13 protein-coding genes are annotated in these 13,658 nt (G+C 51.2%); 10 read left to right on the top strand and 3 right to left on the bottom strand.

Going from position 1 to position 13,658, the window contains the following annotated elements:
- Nucleotides 1-536 precede the first annotated feature (536 nt).
- From speD to JOE21_RS08505, 8 genes are all read left to right on the top strand, one after another.
- Nucleotides 537-938, top strand: a complete 402-nt coding sequence (speD, locus tag JOE21_RS08470) for an adenosylmethionine decarboxylase (protein WP_309864782.1) — start codon at nt 537-539, stop codon at nt 936-938.
- 171 nt (nt 939-1,109) lie between these two features.
- On the top strand, nt 1,110-1,337 hold the full coding sequence (locus JOE21_RS08475) for a helix-turn-helix transcriptional regulator (RefSeq protein ID WP_309864783.1): 228 nt from the start codon (nt 1,110-1,112) through the stop codon (nt 1,335-1,337).
- An 80-nt stretch (nt 1,338-1,417) separates the two neighbouring features.
- Nucleotides 1,418-1,723, top strand: coding sequence for a hypothetical protein (locus JOE21_RS08480; RefSeq protein ID WP_309864785.1), 306 nt, complete (start codon nt 1,418-1,420; stop codon nt 1,721-1,723).
- Nucleotides 1,724-1,874: 151 nt separating this feature from the next.
- Nucleotides 1,875-2,210, top strand: a complete 336-nt coding sequence (locus JOE21_RS08485; protein WP_309864786.1) for a hypothetical protein — start codon at nt 1,875-1,877, stop codon at nt 2,208-2,210.
- 58 nt (nt 2,211-2,268) lie between these two features.
- Nucleotides 2,269-2,931 carry a DUF5819 family protein gene (locus tag JOE21_RS08490; protein ID WP_309864787.1) on the top strand — a complete coding sequence of 221 codons (663 nt, stop codon included), beginning with the start codon at nt 2,269-2,271 and terminating at the stop codon, nt 2,929-2,931.
- A gap of 75 nt (nt 2,932-3,006) precedes the next feature.
- Nucleotides 3,007-4,407 carry a DCC1-like thiol-disulfide oxidoreductase family protein gene (locus JOE21_RS08495; protein WP_309864788.1) on the top strand — a complete coding sequence of 467 codons (1,401 nt, stop codon included), beginning with the start codon at nt 3,007-3,009 and terminating at the stop codon, nt 4,405-4,407.
- A 20-nt stretch (nt 4,408-4,427) separates the two neighbouring features.
- On the top strand, nt 4,428-5,609 hold the full coding sequence (locus tag JOE21_RS08500) for a transglutaminase-like domain-containing protein (protein ID WP_309864790.1): 1,182 nt from the start codon (nt 4,428-4,430) through the stop codon (nt 5,607-5,609).
- Between the two features lie 143 nt (nt 5,610-5,752).
- The gene (locus tag JOE21_RS08505) at nt 5,753-6,931 is read left to right on the top strand and encodes a transglutaminase-like domain-containing protein (protein WP_309864792.1); all 1,179 of its coding nucleotides are present in this window, start codon (nt 5,753-5,755) and stop codon (nt 6,929-6,931) included.
- 132 nt (nt 6,932-7,063) lie between these two features.
- On the opposite strand, the gene ptsP is transcribed toward JOE21_RS08505, so the two are convergent.
- The 3 genes from ptsP to JOE21_RS08520 form a co-directional block, all read right to left on the bottom strand.
- Complete coding sequence (gene ptsP / locus JOE21_RS08510) at nt 7,064-8,782, bottom strand: phosphoenolpyruvate--protein phosphotransferase (protein ID WP_309864793.1); 1,719 nt, start codon at nt 8,780-8,782, stop codon at nt 7,064-7,066.
- 27 nt (nt 8,783-8,809) lie between these two features.
- Nucleotides 8,810-9,073 carry an HPr family phosphocarrier protein gene (locus JOE21_RS08515; RefSeq protein ID WP_309864794.1) on the bottom strand — a complete coding sequence of 88 codons (264 nt, stop codon included), beginning with the start codon at nt 9,071-9,073 and terminating at the stop codon, nt 8,810-8,812.
- Nucleotides 9,074-9,292: 219 nt separating this feature from the next.
- Nucleotides 9,293-11,518 (bottom strand): sigma 54-interacting transcriptional regulator, encoded by a 2,226-nt coding sequence (locus JOE21_RS08520; RefSeq protein ID WP_309864796.1) that lies wholly within the window; start codon nt 11,516-11,518, stop codon nt 9,293-9,295.
- Nucleotides 11,519-11,794: 276 nt separating this feature from the next.
- Here JOE21_RS08520 and JOE21_RS08525 point away from each other — a divergent pair, with 276 nt between their 5' ends.
- Together JOE21_RS08525 and JOE21_RS08530 are read left to right on the top strand one after the other, a co-directional pair.
- A complete protein-coding gene (locus tag JOE21_RS08525) occupies nt 11,795-12,583 on the top strand; it encodes a C40 family peptidase (protein WP_309864799.1) in 789 nt (262 codons plus the stop codon).
- A gap of 187 nt (nt 12,584-12,770) precedes the next feature.
- Nucleotides 12,771-13,505, top strand: a complete 735-nt coding sequence (locus JOE21_RS08530; protein WP_309864800.1) for a YheC/YheD family protein — start codon at nt 12,771-12,773, stop codon at nt 13,503-13,505.
- The last annotated feature ends 153 nt before the right edge of the window (nt 13,506-13,658 follow it).

Below are 13,658 nucleotides of genomic sequence, written 5' to 3' on the forward strand. Positions count from 1 at the left end.
TATTCATCGTTTTAAAACAGGCGCATCGAATGGCTGGCCCATTCCGGTCTCCGTGGGATGAATTGGATAGTAGGGGAGGTTTTTGATACACGAAGCAGCTGGTGATAATCCTGTTGAACCCATAAGAACCAGGCTTGAATCGAGGCGCATACATAAAAGAAGGGGCATGGATCCGTCATCAGTTTTTAATTCCGTACACCATATCGTGGAAGAGCGTCCCTCCTGCAAGCGGGGAACGGCTTCTGCGAAATTGGAGGATTCGGCTTTGTTTCCGGTATACTATTCGTTACCGGTAAAGGGATCCATATGGCTATCGGATACAAATTTATGGAAATGGCAGGACCGACGGATGGAAATCCCTGTTGAAACTTGTTCCGAAATGTGATACGTTACTATTTGTGAAATTGCGCTAGAAGGATCCAAGATTCACTTAAAGGGTTGGGACCTCTGAGGACTAACCTTCCCCCGTGGTGAACGAGCAGATCCTAGCGGAATATTGGCTTACACCATATTTCCTAGGAAGGGGGCCGAAGGGGATGGAATACTCTACTTTCGGACGTCATGTAGCCATGGATGCTTGGGGTGTCGATTTTGATCTGCTCAACGATGCCTCATGGTTGGAGAAACACATGAAGGCGGCAGCGGAAAAAAGCGGTGCAACGGTCCTTTCGTCCCAAGCCCAAGCTTTTGATCCGCAAGGGGCAACCGTACTGGTACTTTTGTCGGAAAGTCACATCTCTATCCACACGTACCCGGAAAAAGGATTCGCTGCCCTGGATTGCTACACTTGTGGCTACGAAGTGGATCCGATGGTCGCCATCCAGCACATGCTGGACGTGCTGAAACCGACGCAAGCCTTTCCCAAGGTGATGCATCGCGGCGACGGGCCAATCGAGGTAGTCCAACCGGAAAAGCGACCAGTCCAAAACGTCATCTGATGGAAACCGCGCCTCCGCCATTCGGCGGAGGCGTTTTTATGTTGTCTTCGGTTGATTGTGTAATATATACTTTACAAAAAGAAAAGAATATATATCAATATGTAAAATATTATTGCCAAAAAGTAAAAAATAAGTTACCATACCATATGTCTGAAGGAGGATCAGACTGCTATGCCTTTGAAGGAGCATGGGACCTTAACCAATCGATTGGTTGTCTTGCGGGCAGAAAAAGGGTGGTCACAAAAAGAGGTAGCCGACCGACTCGGTGTCAGCCGACAAACGATCGTTTCCATCGAGAAAAACCGCTATAACCCATCCTTAAAGTTGGCTTTTGAGATTGCACTTCTGTTTGAAAAAGACATCAATGATGTGTTTCAGTATGTGGTTAAAAATGATTGAAACGATGTTTTCTAAGTCTCTATCTACAGAAGTGTGACTAATAAAATGAAATACAGACGTAATGGGAAAGGAGAATATAAGTGGGGGAAATCATCTCATTTATCAGTATCCTGATCTATTTAGCCGTATTCTTTTGGGGTGTGCTTTATGGAGTCCTGTTTGATTTCAGAAAAGAAGGAAGTGATGAAAGAGGGGTAAAGATAAGCGGGACAGCATACACAGTCGCTTTTCCTCTTGTGATTTTGGGTTGGTTGTTTTTGGAGCTGATCGATACTTACATCCGGCCGCTCTCATTTGAAGAGTATAGGGACGCCATTTGGTTTCTTGTGACAGTTCCGGTGATTGTTCGTGCTGGGATGATTCTCCTGCTGAAAAGGTTCTGGTAAGTACAAATAGGTATATTGATATACATTTTTCGAAATATAGACAATCATTTATTCGGTATATGGAAGGGAGGGGATGCCTGGAAAGTAGCAGGAAATGTTGATCCATATGCGCACTTAGGAAAACACATCATCATTTCATGGGGGGATTCTAGTGAAAAAGCTGATTGCGTCCGGTTTGGCCTTATCGTTGGTGTTAGGTGGTACGATGACTACTTCTGCATTCGCCGGGACTCCGGAAACACAGGAGCAGGTGAAGTCGCAGGTAGCAGTTAATTCGACTGAAATAGAGCCTAAAGCTATACCAGCTGTGGCAGCGACTGTAACTGCGAAAAAGGCTGCAGCGTATGTTGGTGGAGCGTTTGTAACAGGAGCTGCGGCTAAAGCCGGAGCGGATGCTTGGGATTATGCCAAGAAACAGGTCGGTCGTAATTCCGTGCAACCGGTTTATGCGGATTACGATGAAATCAAAACCGTATTCGATCAGTAATCCAAAAAAGGGGTGTCGCTTAGCTGCGGCATCCCCTCCATATTAAAGGGGGATCAAGATGTGGAAGAAGCTAGCCGTTTTGGGTTTATTGACGGTTTTTATTATCCATTTTGCATTCACAGGTCTGTACAATGCTCCATTGAATCCTCTAAAAGCGAAGCATTCAAACATCATCGCTGGTTATATGAACCCTCTTTTTTCTCAGAATTGGAAGTTATTCGCACCCAATCCTGCATCGGATAACAACACTTTTTATGTGCGGGCTCAGGTAAAGAAAGAGGACGGAGTGAAAACAACAGATTGGATTGACTTAACCTCTTATATGATCGAGCGAAACCAAACCAATCGCTTTACTCCTTATAACCGACTGGTCAGAATTCAACGAGGAGCGGTAACGGCGATGGTGGAAGAGGATGATTTGATCGTTACCCTTCACCGTAAGGCGCAAAGCAATGAAGAAGCGAAAAAAAAGCTGGATGATTTACACGACGATAAACGGAAAAGTGAGCAACAGGAATACGGAGAAAAGCTGTTAAACCGATATGCACAGGCCTATTTAAACAGTTTGCACCCCGAATGGGAAGTGACGAAGACTCAGTTGATGTTAGTGGAGACAAAAGCGGTTCCTTTTTCAGAAAAAGAAAAGAAAGAAGTTGAAACAAAGACAAAGGTATACCAATTTGATTGGAGGAATTACCAGCCAGTAGCGCCGATCTTTTGATCGAGCATTCAGGAATGACGCTTCTAAAGTCCGAAAATGGTTCCCAGTATAAATGTTGAAAGGTGGGACATCGACATGTTTGACCGTATCGCCGATTGGAACCGACAAAAGCACATGCTGATGGGCGCCAGCCTCATCCGTATTGCTTTCGGCTTCATTATTCTCTACATATACGGGATGCACTATGCTCAACGGCGCTTTTTGTGGGGGCCGGAGGGCATGTACGATTTTGCGGATTTTCGTGCTGATACGATGATCGCATGGACGTTTTCCTTGTATCAATTACACCCGTCCCCCCTCTATTTTGAAATCGTTTTTCATCTAGGCATGTTGGCTGCACTTTGGTTCATTTTTGGTTATAAAGGTCGGATTGCGGCCATTGTCAACTTCGTGTTTGTTTGGTCTCTGTTTACTCGCAACGGGATCATTTTAGACGGCGGGGACAATGTCATGCGCATACTGTTGGTCTTCCTGCTGTTTGCCAACACGACGGCCTACTTTTCTGTCGATCGCCACCTTCGACAGAAGAGAGGCATCCCTGCCTCAGAGCTTTCTCCTCCAGGATTTTCCCATATGCGGCTGTCTAACCTTATCCACAACTTAGCGATTTTGGCCTGTATCGTTCAGGTATGCATGATGTATCTTACGTCAGGCTTCCATAAGGTGATGGGTGAAGTATGGCAAAACGGAACGGCCCTTTACTACATCCTGCAGGTAGGAGAGTACACCCATCCATTTTTCCGAGATCTTATTTTCTCGTCGGATTTTCTCATTGTGACGGGTGCCTATGCGACTGTGTTGGTGCAGGTAGCCTTCCCTTTCCTGTTATTTAACCGTTACACCAAGTATGTGGCGATGGCGGGTGTGATTGGGATGCATCTAGGCATTGCCGTGGTGATGGGGCTGTTTACCTTTTCCTTTATCATGATCGCCAACCAGCTATTGATGTTACGAGACCGTGAATACAAAAAAATGATCGCGTTCTTTGACAGACGAGTGGGAAGAGTGAAAGCATATTTACGCCGAAAAGGAACCAGGGTTCCGGTGCCTGGAAAGGAGCCGGTCGGTGACCTTCGGGCTGTCACCGTTTTTTACGACGGCTGGTGTCCCTTCTGTCAAAGGAGTATGCAGCGCCTCCAAAGATGGGATTGGCTTCACCGTCTATCCTTCCTCTCCTTTCGCGATCCGGAGGTGATCGAGCAATACGGATTGGATCCAGAACGTTTGGAACAACGCATGCATACACGCCAAGTGAGAAACGGACGAGTGGAGGAAGGTATTCACAGTGTATGGGTCATTGCTCGACAGGTCCCTTTGTTGTGGGGGATGGTTCCGTTTCTGTGGTTGGCGACGGTGATGGGCGTAGGGCAATGGGTGTACGACTGGATCGCCGCTCGCCGGACGGTGATCCCTGTGGGAGGCTGTGACGGAGCGGGTTGTGAATGGACACCCATGGAAAAAGGTCACAGCCGGTAAGGAGAGAGGAGAGTATGGACATGAAACATTTTTCCTATGTATTCCGATTTAAAAATCAGCGAGAAGGCGTCACACAGGTGTGGCTGGCGGAGCCTCCCGTCCATCACGCACAAGGAGCTCGGTTAGTATCCATGAGCCGCTCTCCAGATCAACAATCCCCTCCGGATGTGGCGGGAAACCGCCTTTCCTACTACCGGTTGGAACCGGGTGAAGCGATCGAGAATATCTACGAAGTGACGGTTACGCCATCGATCGAGTGGAAGTCTCCCTCTACGTTGTCGGAGAAGGAACGGGAGTTTTATTTGCGTTCCACCACCTTGGTCCAGATCACGGATGAGGTCCGGACCAAAGCGGATGAGATTTGCCGGGGGTTGGAGACGGACGAAGCAAAAGCGCGTGCGTTGTTCGACTATGTTCGAAGTCACTTTCGTTATACCCATCCAGTGAAGGATTGGGGAGCGGCTCCTTTCTTGCGAACAAAAAAAGGAGATTGTGGCGAATTCTCTTTTTTGTATGCGGCCCTTTGTCGCGCCCAAAACATTCCGTGTCGGACGGTGGTAGGAGCGTTTGCCATGGGAAAGCACCATGCACACATGTGGAATGAGGTGTTTTTAGAAGAGCGGGGATGGGTTCCGGTAGACACCTCCATGGCACATGTACAAAAAAGACAGCCGTGGCGTTTTTTATTCAGCAACATCCGTACACTGCGTCCAAAGGAATATTTCGGCCAGTTGGAAAATCAGCGGATCATCTTCTCGGTGGAGTCTGATCTTGAACCGGTTCCGGATTATCCCGGAGAGCAGGAGGGTGGGGGAATTGAATTACACATCGATGGCCGGAAGTTTTCTTGGGGTTCACAACTGTTGAACGGAAATATCCCCTTACTACAGCCCATGTACTTTCACCATGAAAATCCAGGGAGTCGAGGAAGTGTAGACGATTGTATCGGGGATTACCGGGTACAGGAGCGAGGTTTGCGGTACGGGCTCCAGATTGCCAAACGGATACTGGGATGGATGGTAATCGCGGCTGCAGCTCTTTACTGGTTGAGTGCGTGGGGATTGATGAGTCTGCTGTATTGCCTGGCTGTCATTGGATATGGGCTCATTTCCGTTATACGGAAGGAACGTTCCCTCTTTTTCGGTGCTGTCGCCATTCTTTTCATCACTTTGATTGTACGCCCTATTATTCTCAGTCCTTAAATCATTCCCCTGGGTTTCGATGGGGGGGCAGCTGCTATTTGATCGCCGCTCGCCGGACGGTGATCCCTGTGGGAGGCTGTGACGGAGCGGGTTGTGAATGGACACCCATGGAAAAAGCTCACAGCCGGTAAGGAGAGGAGAGTATGGACATGAAACATTTTTCCTATGTATTCCGATTTAAAAATCGGCGAGAAGGCGTTACACAGGTGTGGCTGGCGGAGCCTCCCGTCCATCACGCACAAGGAGCTCGGTTAGTATCCATGAGCCGCTCTCCAGATCAACAATCCCCTCCGGATGTGGCGGGAAACCGCCTTTCCTACTACCGGTTGGAACCGGGTGAAGCGATCGAGAATATCTACGACGTGACGGTTACGCCATCGATCGAGTGGGAGTCTCCCAGCACGTTATCGGAAAAGGAACGGGAGTTTTATTTGCGTTCCACCACCTTGGTCCGGATTACGGATGAAGTCCGGACCAAGGCGGATGAGATTTGCCGGGGGTTGGAGACGGACGAAGTGAAAGCGCGTGTGCTGTTCGACTATGTTCGAAGTCACTATCGCTACATCTATCCTCCAAAGGAGAGAGGGACGATTTCTTTCCTTCGGAACAAGAAAGGAGATTGTGGCGAGTTCTCTTTTTTGTATGCGGCCCTTTGTCGCGCCCAAAACATTCCGTGTCGGACGGTGGTAGGAGCGTTTGCCATGGGAAAGCACCATGCACACGTGTGGAATGAGGTGTTTTTAGAAGAGCGGGGATGGGTTCCGGTAGACACCTCCATGGCACATGTACAAAAAAGACAGCCGTGGCGAATGTTGTTCAGCCATATCCGTACGCTGTGGCCACGGGAATACTTTGGTCGTTTGGAGGATCAAAGGGTAATCTTCTCCATCGAAACGGAGATTTCCCCCGAGCCCGCTTATCCGGAAGGGTCAGAGGGAAAAAGGATTGAATGTTTAAGCGATCAAACGTTTTCTTGGGGGACACAATTGGCGGAAGGAAACATTCCTTATTTGCAGCCGATGTACTTTTACCATGAGAATCCAGCGAGTCGCGACCGTTTGGACGACTATTTCGGAGATTACCGGGTGCAGGAGCGAGGTTTGCGGTATAGATTTTTGATAATTAAACAGTTATTGCTATGGATGGCTATGGTTTCTTTGGTTTTATACTGGGGAAGTTTAAAAGAGTGGCATGTCATGAGCTTCCTATATTCTGTATTTTTTATTGGATATGCGGTAATGTCGGTTTTACGGAATGAACGGCCTTACTTCTTTGCGGCTGCGGCTGTATACTTTAGCATGTTGGCTTTTCTGGCTCACTGAGTCATTGCGTCGTGGTTTGCTCCATGTCTACTCAGGTAGGAGAAGTCATGATTGAGCGAAGAGCCGTCAGTCTATATTCCCTCCATAACAAGAAGCCTCCCCCTGTCGATTTATCGACAGGGGGAGGTTCGTTCAATTCATCTTTCCTTTTTCCACAATCGCCCGCACTTGACTGCCGTCCTCGGCTTGTAAGGCCTTGTCTGCCAACTGTCGTGCTGGATCCGTCTCCACTTGCCGCACTTCTTCCTTCACTTCGGGAATGGCACCGGCGCTCATGGAGAGTTCCTGCAATCCGAGCCCGACAAGAGCGGCGGTCATCTTGGGATCCCCCGCCAATTCGCCGCACATACCCACCAGGATGCCGGCGTTGCGGGCGGCGTCACAGGTCTGGCGAACGAGGCGCAACACGGCGGGGTGAGAGGCGTCATAGAGGGAAGCCACCCGTTCATTCCCGCGATCGGCGGCCAGGGTGTATTGGGTCAGGTCGTTGGTACCGATGCTCATAAAGTCGACTTCTCGGGCCAGGACATCGGCGTAGATGGCTGCTGCCGGCACTTCCACCATGATCCCCACCTTGATGGAAGCGGCGACTTCAGCGCCTTCCGCTTCCAGTTCCCGGCGGCATTCGGCCAAGAGTGTTTTTGCTTCGCGGATTTCCGACAGGTTTTCCACCATGGGGAACATGATCCACAGATTGCCGTGAACTCCCGCTCGCAAGAGCGCACGCAACTGGGTTTTAAAGATATCCGGGTTGGCGAGGCAAAACCGAATGGCCCGATGCCCCAGGAAGGGATTCTCCTCTTGAGGCAGTTCCGCATAGGGAAGGTCTTTGTCTCCGCCGATGTCCAGTGTGCGGATCACCACCGGTTTATCCCCGAAGGCTTCCAACACCTGACGGTAGGAGCGAACTTGTTCTTCTTCCGTCGGCCAGTGATCGTTTTCTAAATAAAGGAACTCTGTGCGAAACAAACCAATTCCTTCTGCTCCGTTTTGGAGGGCGGCATCCACGTCGGCAGGACTGCCGATGTTGGCAAATACCTGAATCCGGTGTCCGTCGGCAGTGAAGGCGTCCTCATCCGCTCGCTTCAAGGCTTGTTCTCGCACCTCTCGTTGCCGTTTCATCTCCGCTTCCGCCTGCTGCTGGGTTTCGGTGTCTGGATGGAGGGTGATGTCTCCGGACTCCCCGTCTACGATGACGGTGTCCCCCTCCTCAATCCGTTCCAGGGATTCGCCGAGACCGAGTACAGCGGGGATTCCCAAGGTGCGAGCCATAATTGCCGCGTGAGCCGTTTTGCTGCCCCGTGCCGTCACCATGGCGGCAATGCCGGGGGGGAATTGGGCGGTGTCCGAAGGAGCCAGCTCATCAGCAACAATCACACTGCCCGGCTCCAACCGCGTGGGATCAAAGGGCTGGATTCCCGAGAGGAGTAGAAGCAGACGACCGCCCACATCCCGGATATCGTCGGCGCGTGCCCGCATGTATTCGTCATCGAGGGAGGCCAACATATCGGACATTTCGTCGGTCACCTGTTGACAGACGGCTTCCGCATTCTTTTTTTGGTTGCGAATCCGGTTTTTCATCTCGCCGATATAAGCAGGATCATCCAGGAACGAGAGGTGGGCGTCAAAAATTCCCGCCTCTTCTTCTCCCATCCGGTCCAGCGTGGCTTGCCGCAGTTCCCGCAGCTGCTGACGTGCTTCTTCCACCGTTTTTTCCAGTCGCTTTTGTTCCGTATCGGTATCGGCGATCTCCGTTACGACGACTTCGGGCCGTTCCTTGCGCCATCGAACCGCTTGTCCGATGGCCAATCCCGGGGCCGCTCCGACTCCCTTCATCGCTTGGTTGGTCATCATGCACCTTCTTTCCGGTTTGAATAGTCAATCACGCAGTTCGTTGGCAATCCACTGGGCGAGGGCTTGAACTGCTTCTTTTTCGTCGTCCCCTTCGGCCCGGATGGCGATTTCTTCCCCGCCGCGGATGGAGAGGGACATCACGCCCAGCAGGCTCTTGGCGTCCGCTTGTTTATCCCCCTTGGCAATATAGACCTGGCTGGCATACCGCCCCGCTTCTTTTACCAGCAGCGCTGCCGGCCGTGCGTGCAATCCCGTTTGATTCGGGATTGTCAAGGTTTGTTCCACCATATTTATCATCCCTTTTCAAAATTAAAATATAGGCCTCTGGCTTTACAGATCCGATTGATCTCCAGCCTGCGCCGGTTGGTAGGACAGGACCAGAACCATCCGAATCCGAGAGGAGAAGCTCCTTCTGAAGAAAAATAAAAGCAAAAACCATGCCAATGCAATTCCCGATGGGAAGGGAAACGGAAACGAAGGAACATTACACAACTTGCACACTAGATGTTAGGACGGGCTCCCTGTTTTAGCCAACTGTTCCTTCCAACGACGAATTCCGTCCGGTTGCAACAATTCCCATGCGTGAAAAAAGGGAATGTTCCCGTTGGGTGGAGAGTGGGTACCTACCAAAGCGATAATCTCCCCGGATTGATGCCATTCATGCAACACCTGATCGAATGAATCGGATTGATGGGGGTTCCATTCGCCTGACAGAACATCAATCTCCTTATTTTCCAAGTTGTTTTTCACCCAATCCTTCAAAGCAGGGATGGATCCTTCTCCCTGTGGACACACCACGCCCACCACCCGTCGTCGCTGAGTCGGGGATAGGGTGCTGACAGGGGCCGGAAAGCGGTCGCGGACCGACTCCATCAGGCGCTGGGCGTCCCAGCCGGGAGTCTGGGCTTTTCGTGCGGCGTGAATGACCATGGAAAGGGTGACATCCGAGAGGGTGTGGATAGAAATACCATGTTCACGGCTGATATCCTCTCCCATCGTTGTCAATGAACCGATATCCACCAGCAACAAGATTCCGTTTCCTCGATGAAGTGAAGCCACCCGATTGGATACCCGCTGAAGAGCGATCGATGCCGGTTGATCGAGAGGCATGTCCACCGCGTGAACCCGTTCATCCCCCAATAACGCATTGGCTACCTGAGCCATGGATGTAGCTGTCGATTCACCATGGGTGACGATCAAGACAGGTACTCCTTCAGCAGAGGCGGATTCGGATTCGTGAAATGCGGACAGGAGGTGGGCGATCTCTTTCCAAGCCTCTTCCGGCAGCGAGAATCCTTGATCGGTGACCGCTTGGGCGAGGGAGTGGGCCGCTTTACGGTGTTCTTCCGGAAGGGATTCTGTTTCGGGGAACGGACGACTCGGTTGATCTCCTTCAATAGTGAGGGACCGGATGAGACTTTCAAGCGCTTCCTGCTGCCCTTCTGTCAATGGTCTGGTTAGGTGGGAGATGACTTCCTGCAACTGTTCTCCACCCGTTTGACGCCGATCGTCGGCAGGGTGGGCTGATCGTTTCAGATATTGGCTCGCCATCTGTTTCAGCTCGCGGATGCGTTCGTGTCGGCTCCATCCCCGCGCACTCAGCTCCTGCTCTTTGCGAAGCAGCTCGCTGTATACGGTTTTTTCCCCCCCGTCGGTGAGTGTAGAGGGGAAAGGGGGGGAGGCAAGAGCAGAAGCGCGCCAAACCCTGGAGACGGCGGCAGGCAGATCTTCCCGTCGAATCGTGACTGAAGGGGAGGGCTCATAAAGATGGCGCAGGAAAGCCTGTGCGCATGCATGTTGGACATCTCCTTTTAACTGGCCGATATTGCCGGGGCAGGAATACTCCAAAAATGCTTGGCGGCACCGGAAATCCAAACGGATATCCAATGCCATGTGTCGGGCTTCTTCGATAAAGAAGGCATCCACCAACTTCTCCCGTTCACGCCGCTCTCTTTGCCCGAGGGAGGGGAGGGTTAATTTGACGGCAAAGCGTCTGAGCAGTGTCGGCAGCAATACTTGATCCGGCCGTTCCGTCGTCGCGCCGATCAGGCGAATGGAGGCTTGGCGCTCCAATTCAGCTTCACCCAAACGGCGGTACACGCCTTGATCAATGAGGTGAAACAGCATCTCCTGTCCGACCGGCGGAAGTCGATGGATTTCGTCCAGAAACAAAATCCCGCCGTCCGCCCGTTCCACCAAGCCTGTCCGATCGGATGCGGCACCTGTAAACGCTCCTTTTCGAATGCCGAATAGTTGCCCCATCAACAGTTCCGGATTTTGTGCGTATTCCGAGCAGTTAAACGTGACAAATGGTTGAGTGGAACGGATTTTCCCTTGTTCTCGGGCCTGATGAACCACTTGTTCAACCAAATGGGTTTTGCCTGTTCCGGTCTCCCCTTCCAGCAGTAACGGTAAGCCCCGGGGAGGGTATAGGAGAGCGGCGAGGGCTTCTTTCATCTCGGTCTCATTGCCGATGAGACTGCCGGGGCGGTCTTGTGGGGAATAAACCCATTCTTCCACTGGTTGAGAGAGAGGAGGCTGGACGGAACGGAAACGGACCGGCCTGCCGGGCAGTTTCTCCACCTCCGTTTCTTTCACCAGGCGGTTCAGATAACGGCTGACGGTGGAACGATCCAACTTTAACACCTGTCCCACTTCCCGGGCCGTCATTCCGATGCGGTCGGAAGCGGAGTGTTCCGCCAGTAATTGCCGTACCTGGTCCAATCGTTTCATCGGCTTTTCCTCCCATTTCAAGTGCTATACACACAAATTGCACACACAGGATCTTTTTTGTCAAGGGGAAGGGGGAATGCAATCTATTAATATATGGAAAATGAGAGTGGTACCTCATTTAATGACAAGTGGGAAAAACTCCGCCATGGTGGGAATAGACACCTTTTTATAAAAGATCAAAGTGCGCGGTTGGTGGAAAATGTAAGCCTATAGTTCTTATGATCTATGTTACTATACCGATGTGTTTGCAAATCCAGAGAATAAAGGGAGGATATAATGCAAAAGCCTAATATGTTGAAAAAGGTGTTCATCGGTGCCACCGCAGCCATCTTGGTGGGAACGAGTCTGCCCGCAGCCGCCCATGCCGGCACGGCCGCCAAGCCGGCAGCCAACGCCCATCAAATGGTGCAGGATATCTTTGGACAAGTGGGACTGGAGATGCCCGTCACCCAGAAGCAAACGGTATCCAAAAACGATGAGACATCCGCTGACGAGTCTTCCGCTCAAACACAACCGCAAAACAACAGTGGAAGCCAACCGGAAGCTCCGGCTGCCGCAGAGAACAATCAGCCGGCTAATAATCAACCTGTTGAGAATGAATCCGCTCAACCGGCCAACAATCAGCCCGCTAACCAACCGGCTCAATCCGCTCCTCAACAACAATCGCAGTCACAGACTGCATTTGGCGACCGGATTATTCAAACGGGTGAAAAATATATGGGAACCCCCTACAAATTGGGCGCTCGTTCTGGACAAACCCAGACCTTCGACTGCTCGTCCTTTGTACAATATGTATTTGGCCAAAACGGGGTAAAACTTCCCCGGACGGCTACTCAACAATCCTATGTAGGGAAGGAAGTTTCCCGCAGCGAGCTGCAAAAAGGAGACCTGGTCTTCTTTAAACTGCAAAGCAGCAATGGCAACATCGGCCATGTCGGCATCTATGCCGGAGATGGCAAACTGCTGCACACTTACGGCCCCGGCGGTGTTCGTTATGACAGCATGAGTACAAAATGGCTGGACTGGGGTTATCTGAAAGCGGTCCGAGTTACTCCGAATAACTGACCCGATCGGAGCCAGGCCCTCTTCACCGAGAGTGAAGAGGGTCTTATTTTTTTTCTCTCACCGCTCACCTATACCAAAAAGAAGTTTCCATCATAAATTATGGGGACAGCCCTAAAGAAACCTCCGTTATGGATGGTTGCCGGCCAATGAAAGGTCATGGATTACACTGAAAGGGAGTGGTCGGGCGATGGTGAAAATCGGGTATAAATGGGGCGTCCATCGGACACTCATGGGAGATGCGACTGTAGCTGAAGCCTTGCCGGAGACGAAGTTGTTTCAAGAGCAGAATCTGATGAATATGCTGCGAAGACACAGTACGGTTATACTAAAGCCTTCTGGAGGCACAGGTGGTTATGGGATTATACAAGTATCTCGCAAGCCGACAGGAAGGTATGAGTTGCGCTGGGGGGGAAGCCGACAGATATTGCCCAATATCGGGGCGCTTTTGCGTGCACTGAAGCCGTGGTTGCGGTCGGGAGGCTCTCGCTATATGATCCAGCAACGTGTGAATCTGGCGGAAATTGCGGGCCGCCCCTTGGATGTCCGGGTGATGGTACAACGGAGGAAAGGGGGCCCGTGGACGGTGACCGCCCATATCGCTCGAGTGGCTGCCAAGGGGCTGTTTATCACTAATGTGGCGAGGAGGGGGACATTGGTTCCGGTGAAGAACACATTACAACGGTCTACGATGAAGGGAGCAGCAGTGGAGAAGGTGATGAATGACCTGGCGATGATATCGCTGCAAGCTGCCAAACGTTTAGGGCGCTTCTCCCCCTCCAGCCTGGCAGCGGGATTTGATTTGGGTGTCGATCATCGGGGTAAGGTATGGATGCTTGAAGCCAACCCCAAGCCGGCCCTATATATCTTTCGCCATAACAAGACGATGTACAACCGCATTCTCCAATATCCGTTGGGATACTGATGAAAAGCACCCCGGTTGCCAAAGCAACCGGGGTGCTTCAGGGGTTGCCCAATCGGTAATAAGATTGGGTTTTTTGATTTGAGTTCGCCCGGAAGACGGACCGCTTCTTAAGACTTCCGTCTCATAATAAAGGGGAAATATAGGTGAAGAGGT

The sequence above is a fragment of the Desmospora profundinema genome (genome assembly GCF_031454155.1).
Classification (GTDB): Bacteria; Bacillota; Bacilli; order Thermoactinomycetales; family DSM-45169; genus Desmospora; species Desmospora profundinema.